The sequence below is a fragment of the Candidimonas nitroreducens genome, from assembly GCF_002209565.1.
GTDB classification, from domain to species: Bacteria; Pseudomonadota; Gammaproteobacteria; order Burkholderiales; family Burkholderiaceae_B; genus Candidimonas; species Candidimonas nitroreducens.
In genome coordinates, this window is record NZ_NJIH01000009.1 from 1 (window position 1) to 20,209 (window position 20,209).

The window sequence follows — 20,209 nt, forward strand, 5'->3', positions numbered from 1 at the left end:
GCGTACAGGTGGCGCGGCTCGACGCCGTACAGGCGCGCGGCCACCAGGTTCTGGGCGGTGGCGCGTATGGCGCGGCCCAGCCGCGAGCGCAGCAGGAAGTACCACATGCCCACGGTCAGCACCATGGCCACGCCGAAGGCGGCCAGGCGCACCACCGGGATGGTCAGCGGGCCCAGCGCGAAGTTGTTGCCGGCGTAGCTGGGGTTGATCGTGCGGAAGTCCGCCGAGAAGACCAGTTGGGCCAGGTAGGTCAGCACCACTTCCAGCCCGAAGGTGATGAGCAGCGTGTTGAACATGGGCGCGCGCGCGATCAGGTTCAACAGGCCGCGCTGCACGCCGTAGCCGACGACGAACATGATGCAGGCCGTGATCGGCAGGCCCAGGAACGGGTCGATGTGCAGGTAGGTGAACAGGTGCCAGGAGATGTAGGCCCCCAGCATGATGAAAGCCCCGTGGGCCAGATTGACGATGTTCAACACACCCCATACCAGGGCCAGGCCTAGCGCCATGATGGCGTACAACCCCCCCTGCAGGATGCCGTTGACCAGGATCTGCAGCAGTAAATCCACGCTGGCTCCTATTTATTTTATGGATATCAAATAATAAGTTTGCCGGATCGGGCGTTGTGCGCCCGACCCGGCTTGGGAGTTGCGGTTTATAACGATGCGGTTCAGCGGCCCGACCAGGCGGGCATCGGGTACTTGGGCTGGGTCAGGAAGCTCGTGCCGTTGAATACCGCCTTGAGTTCGCCGCCCTGCACCTGCACCACGGTCTGATCCAGGCTGATCTGGCCCGTCTTGCCGAAGGCGATCTTGCCGTACAGGCTCTCGAAATCGCTGGCCGCGATGGCGTCACGCACCTTCTTCGGGTCGAGCGAGTTGGCTTTTTCGACCGCCTTGACCAGGGTTTCGACGTCGGCTGCGCCCGAGGCCGCGTGGTAGTCGGGCTCATAGCCATACTTGGCCTTGTAGGCGCTGGCGAATTGCGCCGCGTCGCCGAACCATTGATCCTTGAGCTTGTCGCTGGGCAGCCAGGCAGTCATGCCGAAGGCATAGTCGGCATCTTTGCCCAGGGCCTTGCGGAAGTCTTCGCTGGGCACGCCCACCGTGAACGAGTACAGCTTGGGGGCTACGCCCAGGCTCTTGGCCTGGCGCACGAAATTCAGGATTTCCGTCTCGTGGCCGGCCACCAGCACGGCGTCGACCTTCTTCGACTTGATCTGCGACAGCAGCGAGTTGAAATTGCTGGCGTTGGTGCTGTAGCGCTCGTCCATGACGGTGTCCACGCCGGCCTTCTTGAGCGCCGGGCGCGTGCCCTTGGCCACCGACACGTCGAAAGCATCGTCGGCATACAGCAGCGCCACCGACTTGGGTTCGGGCTTGAGCTGCTTGAACATGGCGATGGTGCTGCCGAAGTAGTCGCTGGCGGGGGCCAGCGTACCGAATATGTACTTGAAGTTGCGCGCGAAGATCTGGTCGGACGCGCCGCCGCCCTGAACCATCGGCACTTGATATTTTTCCGAAACTGCCGAATCGGCCAGCGCGAAGTTGCTGGCGAAGGGCCCGAGCAGCAGATTGATCTTGTCTTTGGACACCAATTGGGTGTACTGGCGCACGCTCAGATTGACGTCGGACTGATTGTCGTAGATTTTCAGGGCCAGTTTGTAGGTCTTGCCGTCGACCTTGACGCCGCCTTTCTCGTTGATCTTGTCGATGGCGATTTGGTAGGCATCTTTGTAATAGCGGCCGGTATTGGCGCTGGAGCCGGTCAGCTGCACCGAGGCGCCGAGCACGATTTCATTGCCCGCGGCATTGGCGACAGACATGCCCAGAGACAGGCTGATGGCCGTCAGGGCGTAGGGAAGGACACGCATGGAGCGCATGGATACAGGAAACATTGTGAGTAACCTCCTTTAAGACGTCCCCCATTTTCCCGAAATCGCTTGACGGGAAACTGAATTTCCTTACAGCTTGTCAGTTTTATTTGCTTACAAAAGTGGATTGCGGTTCCGTAGGGGGGTGATATGCCTGACCATGGGGGCTCAATGGCTTGATTTAAAAGAAGGTTTTCTTGGGAAGAAGGGTTGATTAGGATTTTCCCCAAGAGCGGCGGAGCCAAGCCGATTTTCGGCATCCGCGCGTCCGGCCGACCCTCGGTTGCCGGCGCTGGAGCACCGCTACTGCCGGTTCGTAACAGGTTTATTGCTCCAGCCGGCAGGACAAATGGACTCGTGAAGAAATCGCAGAGCCATCATCTTCCATGAATTGGCTAGCAGGGGTGGGATGGGACTGCCGAACGAATCCTTCCATGGGTTCGACCGTTGATCAGGCCGTTCGAAGGTAAATTGGCCGGTAGTTAATACATATGCTGTACGAGAGCTAAGGGTTCGATGAAAGCCGGCATATCGTCTGATCCGGGCGCTGTCGTTTGACCCTTGTTGCCTTGTTTTCTTCGCATAGGAAATCAGCGCTTAAGTCGACTTAACTAATGACGAACCCCGATCGCAAGGAGGTTGCTAGACTCCTCAATATCGCCTGAAGGAGATTGTAATGAAGCAAAGGATTGCCTTGGTAACGGGGGCGAATGGAGCGATTGGAACCGCTGTTTGCGCCCGGCTCAAGGAAGAGGGCTCATGCATCATTGGCGCCGATATTAAAGCCCCGGTTTTAGCAGGCAGCATTCTCGACGACTACTATCAGTTGGACGTATGCAGTATCGGGTCAATTTGTTCTTTGTTTGACGCGGTGGAATCCAGGTATTCTCGAATCGACACCTTGGTTAATGTGGCCGGTGTTGGTTCCACTGGCAGCGCATCGGATTTGACGGAAGCCGAGTGGGATCGGGTTCTGAATACGAACCTCAAAGGCACATTTTTCTCGTGTCAGTCGGCTATTCCTCTGATGCGGAGACAGAAGAACGGTTGCATAGTCAATATTGGTTCTGTCATTGGTAAGAACGGTGGAAATGCCCGGCCTTGGCGTGATGCTTCCGAATTGGCTGGTGCCTCCAATGTTGTATACGCTGCGGCGAAGGCCGGAGTTCATATCCTCACGGTGTCCCTTGCAAAGGAGCTAGCGAGCTGGGGAATAAGGGTCAATGCGGTCGCACCTGGCCCCGTCGAGACGCCGATGACAGCAGTGTTTCCGGAGGTATTAAAAACACAAATTCCCGTTGGGCGTATGGGGAGGGCTGATGATGTCGCTCGGGCAGTGTGTTTCCTTGCCGATCCCGCAAACAGTTTTATTACTGGGGAAATCTTAGACGTCAATGGCGGCTTGTTCTGTGATTGATTTAAACGCTAAGGAAGGAGGCATTTATGAAAAAAATCTGGTATCAATCTTTGACGAGGACGGATCGTTGGCAAGGCTACAACGTTGAGCTTAGGAAGATGCTCGATGCTGCAAAGCAAGCCGATACGGAGATCGAAATCCACTGCATTGAAAAGAGGGGAGGGATTGGTGATCAGTTTCATTACCTTGAATCGATCGAGGCTCAGGAGGTTCTGGAAAATGTACAAAGGGCCGAGGGCGAGGGCTTCGACGCCTTTGTCATCGGCAATATCGGTGATCCTGGGCTCAGGGAAGCGCGCGAACTAGCGACCATCCCGGTATTGGGTCTGTGCGAGACTTCAACGCACTTGGCATCGATGATGGGGCGTAACTTTGCGTTGGTTACGGGCAATGAGAAGCATGCGACTCGGATCGTCGATAACGTGAGACGTTATGGCCTTGGGATGAATATCCACAGCGTTCGATCCATGTCGGTGGAGCGCCTTGTGGATTTGGAAGACGGCTTTGGCAACGTTGAGGCGCGCGAAGCTCTGGTGAGCGAATTCCTTCGTGCCGGAGAACAGGCAGCGGACGAAGGGGCGGAAGTCGTCATACCGTCCATTGGGGTATTGATGGTCTTACTGGCCTCTCAGGGAATCAATGCTCTCAGGAACTCCACAGTACCGGTACTCAATGGTTCGTTGGCATTGATAAAAATCGCCGAGGCCGTCATCGATATTCGCCATGCAATGGGCGGGCTATGGACGAGTCGCCGCGCACTTTATGCACAGCCGCCTGCCGACCAGATCGACGAGCTTCGTTCAGCATATGGACAAGTTTTCAATTCCGTTAAGTTTAGGAGGCCGGCATGAGCGCTTTTTATATATCACGTCGCGCAATACTGAAAAGTTCGGCTGCCTTGGCCGCAATTGCGGTGGCCCGGGCTGCTTATTCCAAAGATGAATACCCTGCCCGGCTAGTGAAAGTAGTGGTTCCATACGGCCCTGGTGGGGCCGTGGACTCGATTGCGCGCCAGATCTCTGCTTTGATGGCGCGCGACCTAGGACAGTCGATAATCGTGGAAAACCGCGCAGGTGCCGGAAGCAATATTGGGTCAATTGCAGTAGCGCGGTCTCGGCCTGATGGTTACACCCTGTTGATGGCTTCCCCTGCCAATGTGACCAATCCATTTCTCTACCCACGCTCCGAATATGCCCCCTTGAAAGATTTCGCGCCCATCGGCTTGGCAGCTCAGGTGCCTACTGTGTTTGTCGCTGCTCCGGGTGCGGCGACGGGTAATACCGTTGCGGAGGTGATCGCGCATGCAAAAGAGCCGGGGGCTCCGCCAATTTTTGCCCATGGCGGTGTTGGTTCCTCGGAACATCTGGCAACTGAGCTTTTTCGTCTAAGCGCGAAAGTGAATATCACGGAAGTGCCCTATAAAGGAGGCGCAGCTGCATTTCCCGACCTGATAGGCGGCCGCGTGCAGTACATGTTTACAAATTTGCTTGGCATCTTGCCGCTCGTTAGAGGAAAAAGGGTCAAGGTACTTGCTGTGCTCGATAATCAGCGTGCTGCGTTGATTCCCGATGTGCCTACGATGCCGGAGTCCGGCTTGCCGAATGTTCTGATGTCCGTTTGGTATGGGATGATGGCGCCGGCAGGAACAGGGCGGCCCATCATAGAGCGCCTTGCTCATGCGATGCATATATCGCTGGAAGATGCTGAGCTGCGAGAAAAGCTGGAGAGCTCAGGAGCAAGAATCGTTGACAAAGATCCCGCGGCATTCGCGGCCTTTTTGAAAGAAGAGTCGGCTCGCTGGGGCTCGCTTATCAAAAGGGCGAAGATTACGCTCAATTAGTCACATGGCATGTATGTTCAAGGATCACGCGGATGAGTTCACCTCGCAACATTGCTTTATTGCTTATTGATTTTCAGAACGATATGGTTCATCCGGCAGGAAAGATCGGTGCGAACGGACTCGCGGCCTGCGTAAGTGCTCGTGACATCCTTTCTCGAACACGGTCGGTAGCGGACGTTTTCCGAAATTATGGCCTGCCGGTGATCTTCGTTCGATTGGCTTTTCAGGCAGAATATGTTGACTCTTTATCCGTCGCACCTCGAATTGCGAAGCTCAAGGCTGCTGGCGCGGCGCTGATAGATACCTGGGGAGCGGCAATCCATGAGGATCTTCAACCTCGGGCTGGTGATCTTGTGTTTAACAAGCAGTGCGTCAATCCGTTCTTCAATACTCCGTTGCTATCGTGGTTGGGGCGTCACAACATTAGAGAGTTGGCAATTGCGGGGGTCGCGACAAATCTTGCGGTGGAAAGCGCAGTTCGCTATGCTGACGATGCGGGGATCGCACCAATCGTTCTAGAGGATTGTTGCGCTAGCGTCAACGACGAAATGCATCAGCTTTCCGTGACCAGGATCCTACCGATCTTCGGTTCCGTTGAGAGTAGTGAAAAGTGTATAGATCGCCTGTCGAAAATGGGCACTACCCAGGTATAGGTGCGGGTTTGCTATGGATCAACTGTCTGAACGAGTGCTCGCAGGGCTGCCGCGTTTCGATTTTGTTGATCTGCGATTGCTATGTTTTGTAGCGCAGAGCGGCAGCCTGACTCTCGCGGCAGAGCAAGCCTGCTTATCATTGCCCGCCGCTAGCATGAGAATCAAGCAACTCGAAAACAGCTTGGGTCTGACCTTACTACATCGCCGGACACGAGGGACAACTCTTACCTCGGCGGGTAGAACTTTTATTGAACATGCGCGCACGGTTTTACGCGCCGCCGGAGAAATGTCGGAGTCGATGGCTCAGCTTGCCGGCGGGCAGCGCGGGAGGGTGGTGGTTTGGGCGAATACGACAGCCTTTCGAGATTTTATTCCCCGAGAACTGCCCGACTTCCTCGTCGAGCATCCCGACGTTGATATTGAGCTGCGCGAGCATACCAGCCCCGAGATTGTCAATGCGCTTCGTGATGCTGTAGTGGATGTGGGTATCCTCTCCAGCTCGTTCGATACGACGGGGCTACGCAGCATCCCGTATAGGCTTGATGAGATCGTGATTTGCGTCGGCCTGACGCATGCGCTTTCGTCGATGCGGTCAATTACGTTCGCTGATTGTTTGCACTACGACTTTGTCGGGCTTAGCGCAACCAACCCGCTCCAGTCCTTTGTTTTGTCGAATGCGGTAAACGCTGGACATGCTATGCGATTGCGCGTTGAGGTCGCTAGCTTTGACGACCTCGCCAGCCTGGTGAAGGCGGGGATCGGTATTGCAATTTTTCCGCTTTCTATTGCGAAGTCTCTCGGCGGAGTAGTTCGAATTCTGCCGTTGAATGACGCGTGGGCAGTTCAAGAGCTGAAGATCTGCTGGAGCGAAAAGCATGAAATTTCCGCAGCGGCCTTTGAATTGATCAATCATCTTAATGAGAGGTCTCTCAGTACGGAAAACCCTATTCCCGAGGGTGCTGGCGAGCGACTGCCGTACTTCAACGAGCGTTCTTAAGAAAATAAATGCTTCCAGGAGCACATGGTTCCAGCCATGGGCTTGCAGCAGATCTTCATCTCAGATCCCGATGGAGTGATCGTCGAACTGAATGTCTATTATTGATGCCGGGCGTCAGCGTTCGAACGGCCTGGCTTCACCTTCCTCCGAGAAGAATAGGTTCGGTTTTAAGAAGAAGCTGATGTTCAAACAGCCATTTGGCGATCTGGCGATGTGGCGGCTGCCTGCGGGGCGTGCCGCATACATGCCTGGGAAAATCTCGCCCTCGTGATCCTCCAGGCTGCCCTCCAGTATGAATGTCTGCTCGAGTTCCGCGTGCTCGTGATATGGCAACTCGGCGCCCGGCGCCCATTTGAAGAGGCCTGTGAAGAGCCCAGTTGCCTTGTCTTCGTAGAGAAGCTTGAACTCGACGCCGGGAAAGCGGGTGGCCCGCCATGGTAGGTCTTGGCTTGCTATGACGGTTGATGCGAGATCCAGCCGCATGGGGTAGCGGTCTTGTACGGCAGGAAAAGGCTTCTTGCTCATGGTCGTCCTTGCTCTGGTCGGTGCCTGCCCCGTCTCGACGCAATGTCGAGACGGGGCGTTGTGACGTGCGAATCAATCAAGGTAAGGGATATGAGCCTGTGCTTTGATTGCCCGGAACTTGTCCAAATCTGCCCGCAGCCGCTTGGAGAACTGATCGGGGCCGAGATACAGTGGCGTCAATCCTAGACCGAGTAGATAGCGCTGCCACTGTGGACTTGCGCTTGCCTTGTGGATGATGCCCGTCAGCTTTTCAATCACGGCTTGTGGTGTTCCAGGCGCGCCAAACAGCCCGAACCATCCTGTGACTACATAGTCCGGTAGCCCGCTCTGACGTAAAGTCGGCACGTCTGGTGTACCTGGAAAGCGCTCGGTATTGCTTGTTGCGAGCAGCCGAACGCGCGGATCGTTGCGGACAGGAACAACTGCGGGGTCGATCAGGATCTGCAGATTTCCGGACATGAAGTCGTTGAGGGCACCCATGCTTCCTTTCGAGTCATAAGGGATATGCTGGATGGAGATTCCAGCCTGCATGGCGAACAGTTCACTGGCGAAATGACCGAAGGATCCGATGCCGGGCGAGCCGTAGTTCAGCTGTCCGGGGTGGGCACGCGCATATGCGATCAACTCCTTGACGCTGTGCACGGGAAGTTTGGCATTGACTGCGAGAAATTCGTCAGCTTCACTGACCATTGCAATTGGAGCGAAGTCCTTTATTGGGTCGTAGGGCGGCTTGTTGCGCATGATGGCGGCGATCACTTGCGGCGCTAGATTGCTGACCAGGAACGTGTACCCATTGTTCTTTAGGCGTACGAACGCCGACGTACCGAGTACACCGCCGACACCACCTTTGTTTTCGACAACCACGGGCTGTTTCGTTGCTTCGGAAATTGACTTGGCGATAAGGCGGGCGACCAGATCGGTCGTGCCGCCGGCGCCATATGGTGCGATGATCGTGATTGGGCGAGAAGGCCAGGCCTCGCCTGCGGGTTCGGCGCCGGCAAGTGTCGTGCCCAGCAGCGCGGTGCAAGACAGGATGGCCGTAGCAGCCATGTGATACAGGTTCATAACGTTGTCTCCATGGTTGGCTGTTTGTCCGGCCGAATTGGCTATATGCGGGCGCACGTTTCCCCCGGCTAGCTGGCGGGGTGAGCCGGATTTCTGTGGGTATATGGCGGTTCCTGCAGTCAGGAATCAAGCCTTGGTAATGATGGGGCGTTCTTCCACGAAGAATGTGGTTGCAGCCCCCAGAAAGTTCTGGCAATCCGCGATTGCGCGCTGTCTTTCCGGAGTCGTGGAGTTCATCGCGGTTTCCATGCTGTCGTACCAGATCTCGGTCAAGCCGTCTGGCATAGGCGGGCCGGCAGGCACGTCACCGCGCGCTACTGCGTCGCGCACCAGAAACTGCCGGTATCGGAGAATGCCGTTCGCTTGCTGAACCAGGGGGGCGTGTATCTCCAGCCAATGCCTTTCGAATTCTTCACGCGTCATTCCGGGACGACGCATTACCAACGACATTCTCTTGATCATGATCGATCTCCTTGTTTGATTTCCCGATTCCTGACAGGGGGACGTAGGGTGGGGCATGCAGGGGCCGTTGCGCCGGGCACCAGCCCCGACTCGTCCAGTTCGCGCCACAGATCCTCATGTATCGGGTGCCGGAGCCAGTGCGCGGCGGAGTTGAGTTCCTCGCCGTTTCGGAAACCCGCCACAATTGAGGTGACGGCAGGGTGTAAAAGCGGAAATTGCAGGGCTGCCGCCTGCAGGGGTATTTGGTGGCGTGTGCACACCGCCTGGATGCCGTTGACTCGCGCCTGGATCTCGGTGCTGGCCGGGCCATACTGAAACACTGCGCCCGCCGTAGTGCCGGTGGCCAAGATGCCTGAATTGAAGGGCCCAGCCATCATTACGCCTACGTCGCGTTCCATGCATTCAACGAACAAGCGATCTCGGGCCGACAGATCCAGCAGGGTATAGCGCCCGGCGATCATGACATAGTCGAAGTCCCCGGCCCGCAGAAAGTCCACAGCGGTTTCGCAATCGTTCATTCCCAGACCGATGGCCCGGATGACACCCTCTGTTCTCAACCGCTCCAGTGCCCGGTATGCGCCGTCCATCGCCAAGCGGAACACGGTTCCGACTCGCGTTCCCTGCCATTTCACGCTGACGTCATGAATCATGACGAAATCTATGCGATCTGTACCGAGCCGCTGCATCGAATCTTCGAGCGATCGTAGCGCGCCATCGAATGAATAATCGAATTCAATATCGAAAGGCATGGCGTCGGCAAACTTCGATGGAGGGCTGCCTGGGCGGCGGGGGCGCAGAAGCCGCCCCACTTTGGTGGACAATAGCCAATCTGTACGTTCCCGCGCGCGTAATCCCAAGCCCAGTCTATGCTCGGCAAGACCATGGCCATACTGTGGCGCTGTGTCGAAATGACGAATGCCAGCTTCCCATGCAGTATCCAGCGCCTGCATGGCGTCTTGCGCCGGTGTGCTGCGCATGGAGCCACCCAGGGGGCCGGTACCAAATCCGAGGATGGGCAAGGTCAGGCCGCGTCTGCCGAACGTTCGCCTTTCGTTAAACTCGAACCCCATCTGGGTTTTCTCCTTTGTCCTGACCGCAGCCCGGTCGAACAGGCCGCCGCGTTGCGATGATCCGAAAGTTACAGCAGGCCTGCATCCTCAACAAGGACGATCCCATCGCTTTTTTTGCAAAAGCCATTGTTGGATCTGCAAAGGAGCGGTGGAGTCGAGTTGTCTAAAATCTCCGAAAGTCAAGCACACGGCTATGTTGGAGACCAGAGGATGACAGCGGATAAACACGCATTGATATTGGGTGTGTCGGGAATTGTGGGGCGCGCGCTCGCCACACACCTGGTCCAGCAATCTGACTGGCTTGCCGTCGGCGTGTCGCGGCGCGAGCCTGTGTTGGATGCTCGCGTTCGATTCGTGCAGCTGGACTTGCTGGATCGTGCCGCGTGCGAGAAAACATTGAGCGGGCTGGTTGAGACAACCCACGTTTTCTATTCCGCTTTCGTTCAATACGAAAATCTGGTGGCGGAAATCGAACCCAACCTGGCGATGGTTCGCAATGCAGTCGAAGTGTTGGATGCTTGCTGCCCGAATCTGGCTCATATCATGCTGACGCAAGGTAGCAAGTGGTATGGGAATCATCTAGGGCCTTACCCAACTCCCGCACGGGAGGATCAACTGCGTCATCCCTTTCCACATTTCTATTTCGAGCAACAAGCTTGGTTGAGTGAGTTCCAACATGGCAAGAGGTGGTGCTGGAGTGCGGTGCGCCCCCATGGGGTGTGGGGGTTCGCGGAGGGTGGACAGATCAATATGATGCTGGCCATAGCGCTCTATGCGTCGATACTTAAACACATGGGCCAGCCGCTGCATTATCCCGGCAAGCCCGGCGCGTTCAAAGCCATCTATCAATGCACCGAGGCTTCTTATCTGGCCAAGGGGATGGCGTGGGCGGCTACGTCCGGCGTGTTGGTGAACGAGCCGCTCAATTTCACTAATGGGGACTACATACGGTGGTGCGATGCGTGGCCTCACGTCGCGGCGTGGTTCGACATGCCAGTTGGCAAGGTACTGACGTTCGACGTGGAAACTTTCATGCAGGATAAAGAGCCCGTGTGGGCGGACATTCGGAAAAAATTTGATCTAAAGCCTTATCGCATGCAAGACTTGACGCTATGGAGATCGGTGGCCACCAATATGTTCAATGCGGACTGGGATCAGATGTCCTCGATGGCCAAGGCTCGCAATCTTGGCTGGAGTGGCGTGAATGACACGTACGACATGATTTGGCGTCAGTTCGACCTGCTTGCGAACGACAGGATCATTCCGGATTACCACGGCTTTTCAGATGGAACCGTGCGTGAACCGAGGATAATCTCCGCATGACTGAAGAGGCGAGATATGTCGTCATAGCGGAATTTATTCCCCGGCCGGGTCGCGCGCAGGCGTTCATCGAGCTGATTTTGCGCCAAGCCAGTGCGTCGCTGCGTGAGGAGCCGGGATGCCTGGTTTTCGATGTGTGCGTGGACGACGGGACTCCGCGCACCGTGCTTTTGTACGAGGCCTATCAAGATGCGGCAGCGTATGTGGCTCACCGAGCCAACCCTCGTCATCCCGTCTTCTTGCGTGAGGCTCGCCGGTTGGTCGAATTGTTCGACGGTCAGATTTTTCGCTCGCGGCGCGTTCTGTGCAGGATATTTACTTCGGGAGGGCGGTTGCGCTGATTGTTGAATCGATATCGATCAAGGAAAGCTTTTCCGCCACAAAGTCGATAAAGGCGCGCGTGCGTGGCAGCAGTTGACGTCGATCCGGATAGACAGCGAAGATGGCTGTGGGCATTTCGCTGGAGCTCGCTTCATATTCGGGCAAAACGATGCGCAGCGTGCCATCGCGCACCGCATCCATGACCATCCATAGAGGTTGAAGAATGATTCCTATCCCGGCGAGCGCCGCGGCTCTTAAGGCATGGCCGTTGTTCGTGGAAAGTGAGCCAGTAACCAGCACGTCGACAACGTCGTCCGCTACCCGAAAACGTCAGATATTGCGCGCCGTGTGGAACTTATAGGTCAAACAGTTGTGTAGCGTCAGATCGCCTGGACATGCTGGCATGCCGTGTTCGTGAATGTATTCAGGGCTCGCGCACAGCACCCGCTTGTTCGGGGCAATGCGTTTTGCGATCAGGCTCGAGTCACGTAGCTTCCCGATGCGGATTGCGACGTCGATCTCATTCGTTGAGAAAACTGCAATTTGATCATCCAGCATCAGATCCACCCGGATCTTCGGATGGCGCTCGAAGAATTCCGCGAGCAGGGGTGCGATATGACGTTGGCCCAAGTCGATCGGTGCTCCCACGCGCAGCAGACCCGCGGGCTCGCCGGCGCAATCGGCGAGTGCTTCCCGCGCTTGCCGAAAGTCATTGACGATACGTTGGGCGTACGTAAGATAGACTTGGCCCGCATCGGTGAGGGTGACTCGATGTATGTTTCGATAGCGGTTGAAAAGTCTCACGCCCAGATCGTTTTCCAGCGCCGCGATATGCCGGGATACCGCTGACGGTGTCATCCCGAGCTGGCGTCCCGCTTCAGAAAAATTTCCGCTTTCCGCGATCCTATGAAAGAGCCTAAGCGCCGCAAGGGTGTCCATAGAGAGTCACGCGATGGCGATGGAAAACGCGCATCGCAACATTCCCGACCATAAGGCCTGCATTATATGCACGTGCGTGGGCTCTTTGACATTTCCAACGATTAATTGGTTATAGGAATGCTGGGGTTTCGTGAGGTGTGCGGGCTTCCCGTACCGACTTCGCCCAGGCCTTGGAGGGCCGTGCTCGTGCCTGGCCCCAAGAACGGACCGATCTACGCACCACGGATTCGGGTATTCCATGAATTTCTAATAATGTGTTTCAAGACGATTGACTATAGTTAATAAGAATGATTATCATTAGCACAACTATTGTTGATCAAGGAGTGCACATGTCGGGCTTAGTCAGTGCGGTGGTGGTCGGGGCCGACCGCCTGGGCAATATTCCCGAGCTGCTTAGGGGGCACAATATCGCCATCAGTCATCACATCAGCGGCCGTGATCCGGCTCATCAGAAGAAAACCCTGCAGCTGCCCTCGGGCACCGATCTGCTGATATTGCTGACCGATTTCCTCGGCCACAACGTCATGAAGACCTTCCGTGCGGCCGCGCAGCGCTCGGGCATCCGCGTGCTGGCGTGTCGGCGCTCGGTCTGCAGCATGAAGCAGGCGCTGACGCAATGCGGCTATTGTGAAGCCTGCCCGGCGCAGCGGGCAGGGGCCGCGCGGGCAATGGGTTATGCGCCCATGGCGCAGCGCGCCTAGTTGCAGCCTCGGTACAGGCCGACAAATAAAATCGGCGGCGCCCACTAGCGGGTGCCGCCGATTTATTGTTTGCGTGTAGTGCCGCCTGCTGCTTCAGGCCGCGTGCTTCAGCGCCGCTTGTGGGCCGGCTTCCTGGCCACGACGTGCGAGCTCTTGGCGTGAGCCGCATGCGTGGTGTGCGTGCTGGCGACGTGCCTGGCGCGTGGGGCGGCGCTATGTTTGGCATGCGAGACGGAACGTGCCGTATGCGTATGCGTAGTGCTGCGCGGTTCGGCGCGAATCGCGGGCTTGCTGTCGTCGATGCCGCCGGCATATGCCACCAGGCGGCGACCGCCGGTATAGTGCTTTTTCCAGTAGGTGCCGTTCATGTCTTCGATGCGCACCACCGAGCCGCGGTGCGGCGCATGCACGAACTTGTGATTGCCCAGATAGATGCCGACGTGTGAATAGCGGCGGCCCAGGGTATTGAAGAAGACCAGGTCGCCCTTGCGCAGTTCGTCGCGGGGCACGAACTCGCCTTCACGGGCGAGGCCGGCGGCGCTGCGGGGCAGCTTCAGACCCAGCGATTTTTCGGCGGCGTAGCCCACCAGCCCGCTGCAGTCGAAGCCGGTATTGGGCGTGTCGCCGCCGTAGCGATACCTGATGCCGAGGAAATTCAGTGCGGTCGAGGCGAAGGCCTTGGAGGCGCCGGGCGTGGCCACGGACTGCGGTGAAGAATGGGACGATGTCGCAAAGAGGATGTCTTTGGTGTCTTCGTCGAGGTCGTCGCTGTCTTCGTCGTTGATGTAGGCGCCCAGTGGGTCGGCCTGGGTGCGCGAGAGGTAGTTGTCGCGCAATTCGTGCGTGCTGGAGAGTTGCGCGTATTGGTTTTTGGCGTTGTTGGTGGCGCAGCCCGCCAGGGCCAGAGTGGCGGCCAGAACCAGGTATTTGCCGGCGCGCCAGAGATTTTGGGGATTAGAGCATAGGGACGATAGTAGGGCGGGGCGTCGATGGGGCGGCATAGTCGGTCGTTCGTTGAGCCACGCCGCGTCCCCCCGTTCTACAACGTCGTTATCATCGATATGCGAGCATCGGAACCCAGGGCCGGGCGTACATTTGCGGCAGTAATTTTGTAGTAAGCTGACCGAGTTTAACTAATATTAACCATCAGGTAAAGCGAGGTTTCCCCCGATCCGGGCTGCACGCAGGACTGCGCGTGCGGACTGGTTCGTGGAGAGCCGTGCTTGCTTATACCCGAGAGCAGACAACAGGCCCGTGCCCGCCGCGGGCCCAAGGATTCGAACCAAGGAGACCGATCATGCAGAAGATCCGCGCATTTCATCGCCAGTCCATCGAGCATCGCGAGGAATTCTGGCGGCGCGAGGCGCAGCGCATCCATTGGCACGAACCTTTTACCGAAGTGCTGGATTATTCCCGCCCGCCGTTTGCCCGCTGGTACGTGGGCGGGCGCACCAACCTTTGCTACAACGCCGTGGATCGCTGGGCGCAGATCGACCCCGACCTGCCGGCGCTGATCTGGGTTTCCACCGAAGTCGACAAAGAGGCCGTCTATTCCCGCGCCGACCTGGCGCGCGAGGTCAACGCGGTGGCGGCCATGCTGCGTGGCCTGGGCGTGGGCAAGGGCGACCGGGTGCTTATCTACCTGCCCATGATCGCCGAGGCCGCGTTCGTGATGCTGGCCTGCGTACGCATAGGCGCGATTCATTCGGTGGTGTTCGGCGGCTTTGCCTCGCACAATCTGGCGCAGCGTATCGACGATGCGCAGCCCAAGCTGGTGGTGTCGGCTGACGCGGGCTCGCGCTCGGGCAAGGCCGTGGCCTACAAGCCGCTGCTCGATCAGGCGCTGGCGTCCTGCGCGCATCCGCCTGCCAAGGTGCTGCTGGTCGACCGCGGCCTGGTGCCCTTCGATGCCGTGGCGGGCCGCGATGTGGATTACGCGACGCTGCGCGCGCGCCACGACGGGGCGCAAGAGCCCGTGGAGTGGCTGGAGTCTTCCGAGCCCAGCTATGTGCTTTACACCTCGGGCACCACCGGCAACCCCAAGGGTGTGCAGCGCGACACCGGCGGCTATGCCGTGGCGCTGGCGGCTTCGATGGACTATGTGTTCGGCGGCAAGCCGGGCGACGTCTACATGAGCACCAGCGACATCGGCTGGGTGGTCGGCCATTCCTATATCGTGTATGGGCCGCTGCTCAATGGCCAGGCCACTGTCATGTACGAGGGCCTGCCCACGCGGCCCGACGGCGCCATACTCTGGAAGCTGGTCGAGAAATACCGCATCAACGCCGTGTTCTCGGCGCCCACGGCCATCCGGGTGCTGAAGAAGCTCGACCCGGGCCTGTTGAAGCGGCACGATCTGTCCAGCCTGCAGGCGCTTTACCTGGCCGGCGAGCCGCTGGACGACACCACCGCCAACTGGATCTCCGAAGGCCTGGGCAAGCCCATCATCGACAATTATTGGCAGACCGAGACGGGCTGGCCCATTTTGTCGGCCCAGCCGGGGGTGGAAGACGTACCGACCAAATTCGGCAGCCCTTCGTTCCCGGTCTACGGCTTCGACGTGCGTGTGGTCAGCGAAACCACCGGCGAAGATCTCGGGCCGGGGCAGAAGGGCGTGGTGGCCGTGCAGCCGCCGCTGCCGCCGGGGGCCATGAGCACCATCTGGGGCGACGACGAGCGGTTCGTGCGCACTTATTTCACTTCGTTCCCCGGGCGCATGCTGTATTCCACCTTCGACTGGGGTCTGTACGACCAGGACGGCTACTGGTTCATCCTGGGGCGCACTGACGACGTGATCAATGTGGCCGGGCACCGCCTGGGCACGCGCGAGATCGAGGAATCGCTCAACAGCCATCCGGCGGTGGCCGAGTCGGCCGTGGTGGGCGTGGCCGACACGCTCAAGGGCCAGGTGGCGGTGGGCTTCGCGGTGCTGAAAGATCCGGCCGCGCTGGGCGATGCGCAGCGCGCGCTGGAACTCGAAAACGACATCAAGCGGGTCATCGAGCAGCGCATAGGCGCGGTGGCGCGCCCGGCCCGCGTCCGCTTCGTCGGCGCGCTGCCCAAGACTCGCTCCGGCAAGGTGCTGCGCCGGGCAATTGTGGCATTATGCGAGGGGCGCGATCCGGGTGATCTGACCACCATAGAAGACCCCGGTGCGCTGGAACAGATCAAAGAATCAATCAAGGACAACGCTGCATGAACTCCAAACCCGTATTGAACGCCGCCGACGTCAGAACCATTATCGACGCCGCCGAAAAGCATGCCCGCGAACACGGTTGGGCCGTTACCATCGCCGTGGTCGACGACGGTGGCCATTTGCTGGGCCTGTCGCGCCTCGACAATGCCGCGCCGGTGTCGGCGCACATCGCGCCGGCCAAGGCGCGCAGCGCCGCGCTGGGGCGGCGCGAGTCCAAAGGCTACGAAGACATCATCAATAATGGCCGTTATTCGTTCCTGTCGGTGCCCCTGCTGGACGGCATGATGGAAGGCGGCGTGCCCGTAATGGTGCAGGGCCAGGTCGCGGGGGCGGTCGGCGTCTCGGGCGTCAAATCCAGCGAAGACGCCGAGACGGCGCGCGCCGGCATCGCCGCCCTGGGCCTATGAGCGACACGCTGCCGCACGTGCCGCCAGACGGCACGGCGGATCAGGCCCGCGGCACGGCGGGCTTTCGCGACACGCTCAATCCGGGCGTGGCGCGGCGCGAGGTCTGGGCCTGGGCCATGTACGACTTCGCCAATTCCGGCTATACCACCGTGGTGCTCACCACGGTGTTCAGCACGTATTTCGTGGGCGTGGTGGCCGCCGGCAAGCCCTGGGGCACGCTGGCCTTCACCAGTGCGCTGTCGTTTTCGTACCTGCTGATCATGCTGACCATGCCCACGCTGGGCGCGCGCGCCGACGCCCGCGCGGGCAAACGGCGGCTGCTGTTCTCGAGCACGGTGGGCTGCGTGGCCTGCACCCTGCTGCTGGCCCTGGTCGGGCCGGGCGACGTGGTGCTGGGCATGGTGATGCTGGCCGCGTCCAATTACTGTTATTGCATCGGCGAATCGGTGGTGGCGGCGTTTCTGCCCGAAATTGCCCGGCCCAAGGCGCTCGGGCGCGTGTCCGGCTGGGGCTGGAGCTTCGGCTACTGCGGCGGCATGCTCAGCCTGGGCCTGAGCCTGGCGCTGGTGTCGTGGTCTACGGCACAGGGCGAGCCCGCCAGCCTGTACGTGCCCAGGGTGATGGTGCTGACGGCGGTCATCTTCGCGGTGGCTGCGGTGCCTTCGTTCGTGTTCCTGCGCGAGCGCGCGGTGGCCACGCATCGGCCGCTGGAAGGCCTGCTGGGCCGGCTGCTGGCCGCCTGGCGCGATACCGGCAGCCACTTCCGCGACTTCCGCATGCTGCTGTTCTGCGGCGCCTGCTACCAGGCGGGGATCACCGTGGTCATCACGCTGTCGGCGGTCTATGCCACCCAGGCCATGGGTTTCACCATGGCGCAGACCATGCTGCTGGTGTTCGTGGTGAACATCGCCGCGGCGGCCGGCGCCTTCCTGTTCGGCCACGTGCAGGATCGCATCGGCCACAAGCGGGCCTTGGCGCTGACCCTGTGCGGCTGGATACTGATGGTGCTGATCGCCTATCTGGCGGTCGAGCTGTGGGTGTTTTGGATCGCGGCCACGCTGGCCGGCCTGTGCATGGGCACCAGCCAGAGCGCCGGGCGCGCCATGGCCGGGGCCTTCGCGCCCCAGCACCGCCTGGCCGAATTCTATTCGCTGTGGACCTTCGCCATTCAGCTGTCGGCCGTGATCGGGCCGCTCTGCTATGGGCTGGTCACCTGGCTGACCGGCGGCAACCAGCGCACGGCGCTGCTGTGCACCGGCCTGTTCTTCGTCGCCGGGCTGCTGGTGCTGTTGCGCGTCGATTTTGCCCGGGGCGTGCGTCAGCGCGATACTATGTCTGAGTTTGTCAGTGTTCAGTAAGGCTGATCGGTTAGGGTAGGGTCATCCCCCGATGCTGGCCGAGCCTGAAAGGAGTCCTTCATGTCTGCAGAAATCGAAATTGAATCCGTACTGGTAGAGAACCGCGTATTCCCGCCCTTTGAAAACCTGGTGAAGCACGCCAATATTTCCGGCATGGACGCTTATCGGGCTTTGTGCGACGAGGCCGATCGGGATCCCGAGGCATTCTGGGCCCGGCTCGGACGCGAGAACCTGGTATGGGCCAAGCCCTTCACGCAGGCGCTGGACGAGTCGCAGGCGCCGTTCTTCCACTGGTATGCCGACGGCGAGATGAATGTGTCGGCAAACTGCCTGGATCGCCACCTGAATACTCCGGTCGCCGACAAGACCGCCATCATCTTCGAGTCCGACGACGGCAAGGTCGAGCACGTCACGTACAAGCAGCTGCACGCGCGCGTCTGCGAATTCGCCAATGGCATCAAGGCGCTGGGCTACAAGGCCGGGCAGCGCGCGGTCATCTACATGCCCATGTCGATCGAGGCGGTGGTCGCCATGCAGGCCTGCGCGCGGCTGGGCATCATCCACTCGGTGGTGTTCGGCGGCTTTTCCTCCAAAAGCCTGCACGAGCGCATCGTCGACGTCGAGGCGGTGCTGGTCATCACGGCCGACGAGCAGGTGCGCGGCGGCAAGAAGATCCCGCTCAAGCCCGCCGTGGACGAGGCCATCGGTTTCGGCGGCTGCGAGTCGGTCAGCAAAGTCATCGTGTATCGCCGCACCGGCACTCCGGTCAGCTGGGCGGAAGGCCGCGACCTCTGGATGCACGAGGTCTGCGCCGGCCAGGCGCAGACCTGCGAGCCCGTGGCGCTCAGCGGCGAGCATCCGCTGTTCATTCTGTACACCTCGGGTTCCACCGGCAAGCCCAAGGGCGTGCAGCATTCCACCGCCGGCTATCTGCTGTGGTCGCTGATGACCATGAAATGGACCTTCGACGCCAAGGACGACGACGTCTATTGGTGCACGGCAGACGTGGGCTGGGTCACCGGCCATACCTACATTACCTATGGGCCGCTGGCCGCGGGCCTGACCCAGGTGGTGTTCGAAGGCGTGCCCACGTACCCCGACGCCGGCCGTTTCTGGGACATGATCCAGCGCCACAAGGTCACGGTGTTCTACACCGCGCCCACGGCCATCCGCTCGCTGATCAAGCTGGCCGAGTCCACGCCTGCCGTGCATCCGCGCGAATACGATCTGCGCAGCCTGCGCATACTCGGTTCGGTGGGCGAGCCCATCAACCCCGAGGCCTGGATGTGGTACTACAAGCAGGTGGGGGGCGAGCGCTGCCCGGTGCTGGACACCTGGTGGCAGACCGAGACCGGCGCGCACATGATCACGCCGCTGCCGGGGGCCACGCCGCTCAAGCCGGGTTCGTGCACGCTGCCGCTGCCCGGCATTGCGGCGGCGGTGGTGGATGAAACCGGCGAAGAGGTCGAGCGCGGCAAGGGCGGTTTCCTGGTGATCAAGCGCCCCTGGCCGTCGATGGTGCGCACCATCTGGGGCGACCCGGAACGCTTCAAGAAAAGCTACTTCCCGCCCGAACTCAAGGGCTGGTATCTGGCCGGCGACGGCGCGCAGCGCGACAGCGACGGGTATTTCTGGATCATGGGCCGCATCGACGACGTGCTGAACGTGTCCGGGCATCGGCTGGGCACGATGGAGGTCGAGTCGGTGCTGGTGGCCCACGAGCTGGTGGCCGAGGCGGCCGTGGTCGGCCGCCCCGACGAAACCACGGGCGAGGCGCTGGTGGCCTTCGTGGTGCTCAAGCGGCCGCTGCCGCAAGGCGACGAGGCCGTGGCCATCGCCAAGCAGCTGCGCGACTGGGTGGGCAAGGAAATCGGCCCCATCGCCAAGCCCAAGGACATCCGCTTCGGCGAAAACCTGCCCAAGACGCGCTCGGGCAAGATCATGCGGCGCTTGCTGCGTGTAGTGGCCAAGGGCGAGGAAATCACCCAGGACGTCTCCACGCTTGAAAACCCGGCGATCCTGCAGCAGTTGTCGCAATCCGTGTAGCAAGGGTCTCGGTACAAGC

At 59.6% G+C, this 20,209-nt stretch carries 19 protein-coding genes and 1 pseudogene; 12 read left to right on the top strand and 8 right to left on the bottom strand.

The genetic code is table 11. The annotated features are described in order from the left end of the window. Together CEY11_RS15755 and CEY11_RS15760 are read right to left on the bottom strand one after the other, a co-directional pair. Positions 1 to 569: branched-chain amino acid ABC transporter permease (locus tag CEY11_RS15755; RefSeq protein ID WP_088604384.1), on the bottom strand; the 569-nt coding region annotated here is incomplete at its 3' end. 101 nt (positions 570 to 670) lie between these two features. Then, positions 671 to 1,897: an amino acid ABC transporter substrate-binding protein gene (locus tag CEY11_RS15760; RefSeq protein WP_233154915.1), complete on the bottom strand. Its 1,227-nt coding sequence runs from the start codon at positions 1,895 to 1,897 to the stop codon at positions 671 to 673. A 652-nt stretch (positions 1,898 to 2,549) separates the two neighbouring features. On the opposite strand from CEY11_RS15760, the gene CEY11_RS15765 reads away from it, so the two are divergent. The 5 genes from CEY11_RS15765 to CEY11_RS15785 are packed head-to-tail and all read left to right on the top strand — an operon-like array spanning position 2,550 to position 6,780. Further along, positions 2,550 to 3,290: an SDR family NAD(P)-dependent oxidoreductase gene (locus CEY11_RS15765; protein ID WP_088604385.1), complete on the top strand. Its 741-nt coding sequence runs from the start codon at positions 2,550 to 2,552 to the stop codon at positions 3,288 to 3,290. 26 nt (positions 3,291 to 3,316) lie between these two features. Continuing rightward, positions 3,317 to 4,141 carry an aspartate/glutamate racemase family protein gene (locus tag CEY11_RS15770; RefSeq protein ID WP_088604386.1) on the top strand — a complete coding sequence of 275 codons (825 nt, stop codon included), beginning with the start codon at positions 3,317 to 3,319 and terminating at the stop codon, positions 4,139 to 4,141. Then, positions 4,138 to 5,130 (top strand): Bug family tripartite tricarboxylate transporter substrate binding protein, encoded by a 993-nt coding sequence (locus tag CEY11_RS15775; protein WP_088604387.1) that lies wholly within the window; start codon positions 4,138 to 4,140, stop codon positions 5,128 to 5,130. The genes CEY11_RS15770 and CEY11_RS15775 overlap by 4 nt, the downstream gene beginning before the upstream one ends. Positions 5,131 to 5,162: 32 nt before the next feature. After that, entirely contained in the window at positions 5,163 to 5,783 is a 621-nt protein-coding gene (locus tag CEY11_RS15780; RefSeq protein ID WP_088604388.1) for a cysteine hydrolase family protein, read from the top strand. Positions 5,784 to 5,796: 13 nt separating this feature from the next. Then, positions 5,797 to 6,780, top strand: a complete 984-nt coding sequence (locus CEY11_RS15785) for a LysR family transcriptional regulator (RefSeq protein WP_088604389.1) — start codon at positions 5,797 to 5,799, stop codon at positions 6,778 to 6,780. Between the two features lie 114 nt (positions 6,781 to 6,894). Here the strand turns inward: CEY11_RS15785 and CEY11_RS15790 are convergent, their stop codons facing one another. From CEY11_RS15790 to CEY11_RS15805, 4 genes are all read right to left on the bottom strand, one after another. After that, positions 6,895 to 7,305, bottom strand: coding sequence for a cupin domain-containing protein (locus CEY11_RS15790; RefSeq protein WP_233154916.1), 411 nt, complete (start codon positions 7,303 to 7,305; stop codon positions 6,895 to 6,897). A gap of 72 nt (positions 7,306 to 7,377) precedes the next feature. Next, positions 7,378 to 8,370: a Bug family tripartite tricarboxylate transporter substrate binding protein gene (locus tag CEY11_RS15795; protein ID WP_088604390.1), complete on the bottom strand. Its 993-nt coding sequence runs from the start codon at positions 8,368 to 8,370 to the stop codon at positions 7,378 to 7,380. Between the two features lie 126 nt (positions 8,371 to 8,496). Beyond that, on the bottom strand, positions 8,497 to 8,832 hold the full coding sequence (locus CEY11_RS15800; protein ID WP_158215338.1) for an EthD domain-containing protein: 336 nt from the start codon (positions 8,830 to 8,832) through the stop codon (positions 8,497 to 8,499). Then, positions 8,829 to 9,902 carry an aldo/keto reductase gene (locus tag CEY11_RS15805; RefSeq protein ID WP_088604392.1) on the bottom strand — a complete coding sequence of 358 codons (1,074 nt, stop codon included), beginning with the start codon at positions 9,900 to 9,902 and terminating at the stop codon, positions 8,829 to 8,831. Before CEY11_RS15805 ends, CEY11_RS15800 begins: the two co-directional genes overlap by 4 nt. 210 nt (positions 9,903 to 10,112) lie before the next feature. Between CEY11_RS15805 and CEY11_RS15810 the strand changes: the two genes are divergently transcribed. Together CEY11_RS15810 and CEY11_RS15815 are read left to right on the top strand one after the other, a co-directional pair. Continuing rightward, positions 10,113 to 11,225: an SDR family oxidoreductase gene (locus tag CEY11_RS15810; RefSeq protein WP_143322888.1), complete on the top strand. Its 1,113-nt coding sequence runs from the start codon at positions 10,113 to 10,115 to the stop codon at positions 11,223 to 11,225. Next, a complete protein-coding gene (locus CEY11_RS15815; protein ID WP_088604394.1) occupies positions 11,222 to 11,563 on the top strand; it encodes a putative quinol monooxygenase in 342 nt (113 codons plus the stop codon). Before CEY11_RS15810 ends, CEY11_RS15815 begins: the two co-directional genes overlap by 4 nt. Here the strand turns inward: CEY11_RS15815 and CEY11_RS25775 are convergent. Next, positions 11,538 to 12,482 (bottom strand): annotated as a pseudogene (locus CEY11_RS25775) (LysR family transcriptional regulator). The gene CEY11_RS15815 and the pseudogene CEY11_RS25775 sit on opposite strands and share 26 nt — an antisense overlap. 329 nt (positions 12,483 to 12,811) lie before the next feature. On the opposite strand from CEY11_RS25775, the gene CEY11_RS15830 reads away from it, so the two are divergent. Further along, positions 12,812 to 13,183 (top strand): DUF2325 domain-containing protein, encoded by a 372-nt coding sequence (locus tag CEY11_RS15830; protein WP_088604397.1) that lies wholly within the window; start codon positions 12,812 to 12,814, stop codon positions 13,181 to 13,183. A 107-nt stretch (positions 13,184 to 13,290) separates the two neighbouring features. Here CEY11_RS15830 and CEY11_RS15835 read toward each other — a convergent pair whose 3' ends face one another. Continuing rightward, positions 13,291 to 14,184 carry a C40 family peptidase gene (locus CEY11_RS15835; protein WP_088604398.1) on the bottom strand — a complete coding sequence of 298 codons (894 nt, stop codon included), beginning with the start codon at positions 14,182 to 14,184 and terminating at the stop codon, positions 13,291 to 13,293. Between the two features lie 296 nt (positions 14,185 to 14,480). On the opposite strand from CEY11_RS15835, the gene CEY11_RS15840 reads away from it, so the two are divergent. Genes CEY11_RS15840 through acs form a run of 4 tightly spaced genes read left to right on the top strand, consistent with a single transcriptional unit; the run spans position 14,481 to position 20,190 of the window. Beyond that, positions 14,481 to 16,382, top strand: a complete 1,902-nt coding sequence (locus CEY11_RS15840) for a propionate--CoA ligase (protein WP_088604399.1) — start codon at positions 14,481 to 14,483, stop codon at positions 16,380 to 16,382. Then, positions 16,379 to 16,786, top strand: coding sequence for a GlcG/HbpS family heme-binding protein (locus CEY11_RS15845; protein WP_088604400.1), 408 nt, complete (start codon positions 16,379 to 16,381; stop codon positions 16,784 to 16,786). Before CEY11_RS15840 ends, CEY11_RS15845 begins: the two co-directional genes overlap by 4 nt. Beyond that, entirely contained in the window at positions 16,783 to 18,144 is a 1,362-nt protein-coding gene (locus CEY11_RS15850; protein ID WP_088604401.1) for an MFS transporter, read from the top strand. Before CEY11_RS15845 ends, CEY11_RS15850 begins: the two co-directional genes overlap by 4 nt. Before the next feature lie 60 nt (positions 18,145 to 18,204). Beyond that, positions 18,205 to 20,190, top strand: coding sequence for an acetate--CoA ligase (gene acs, locus CEY11_RS15855; RefSeq protein WP_088604402.1), 1,986 nt, complete (start codon positions 18,205 to 18,207; stop codon positions 20,188 to 20,190). Positions 20,191 to 20,209 lie beyond the last annotated feature (19 nt).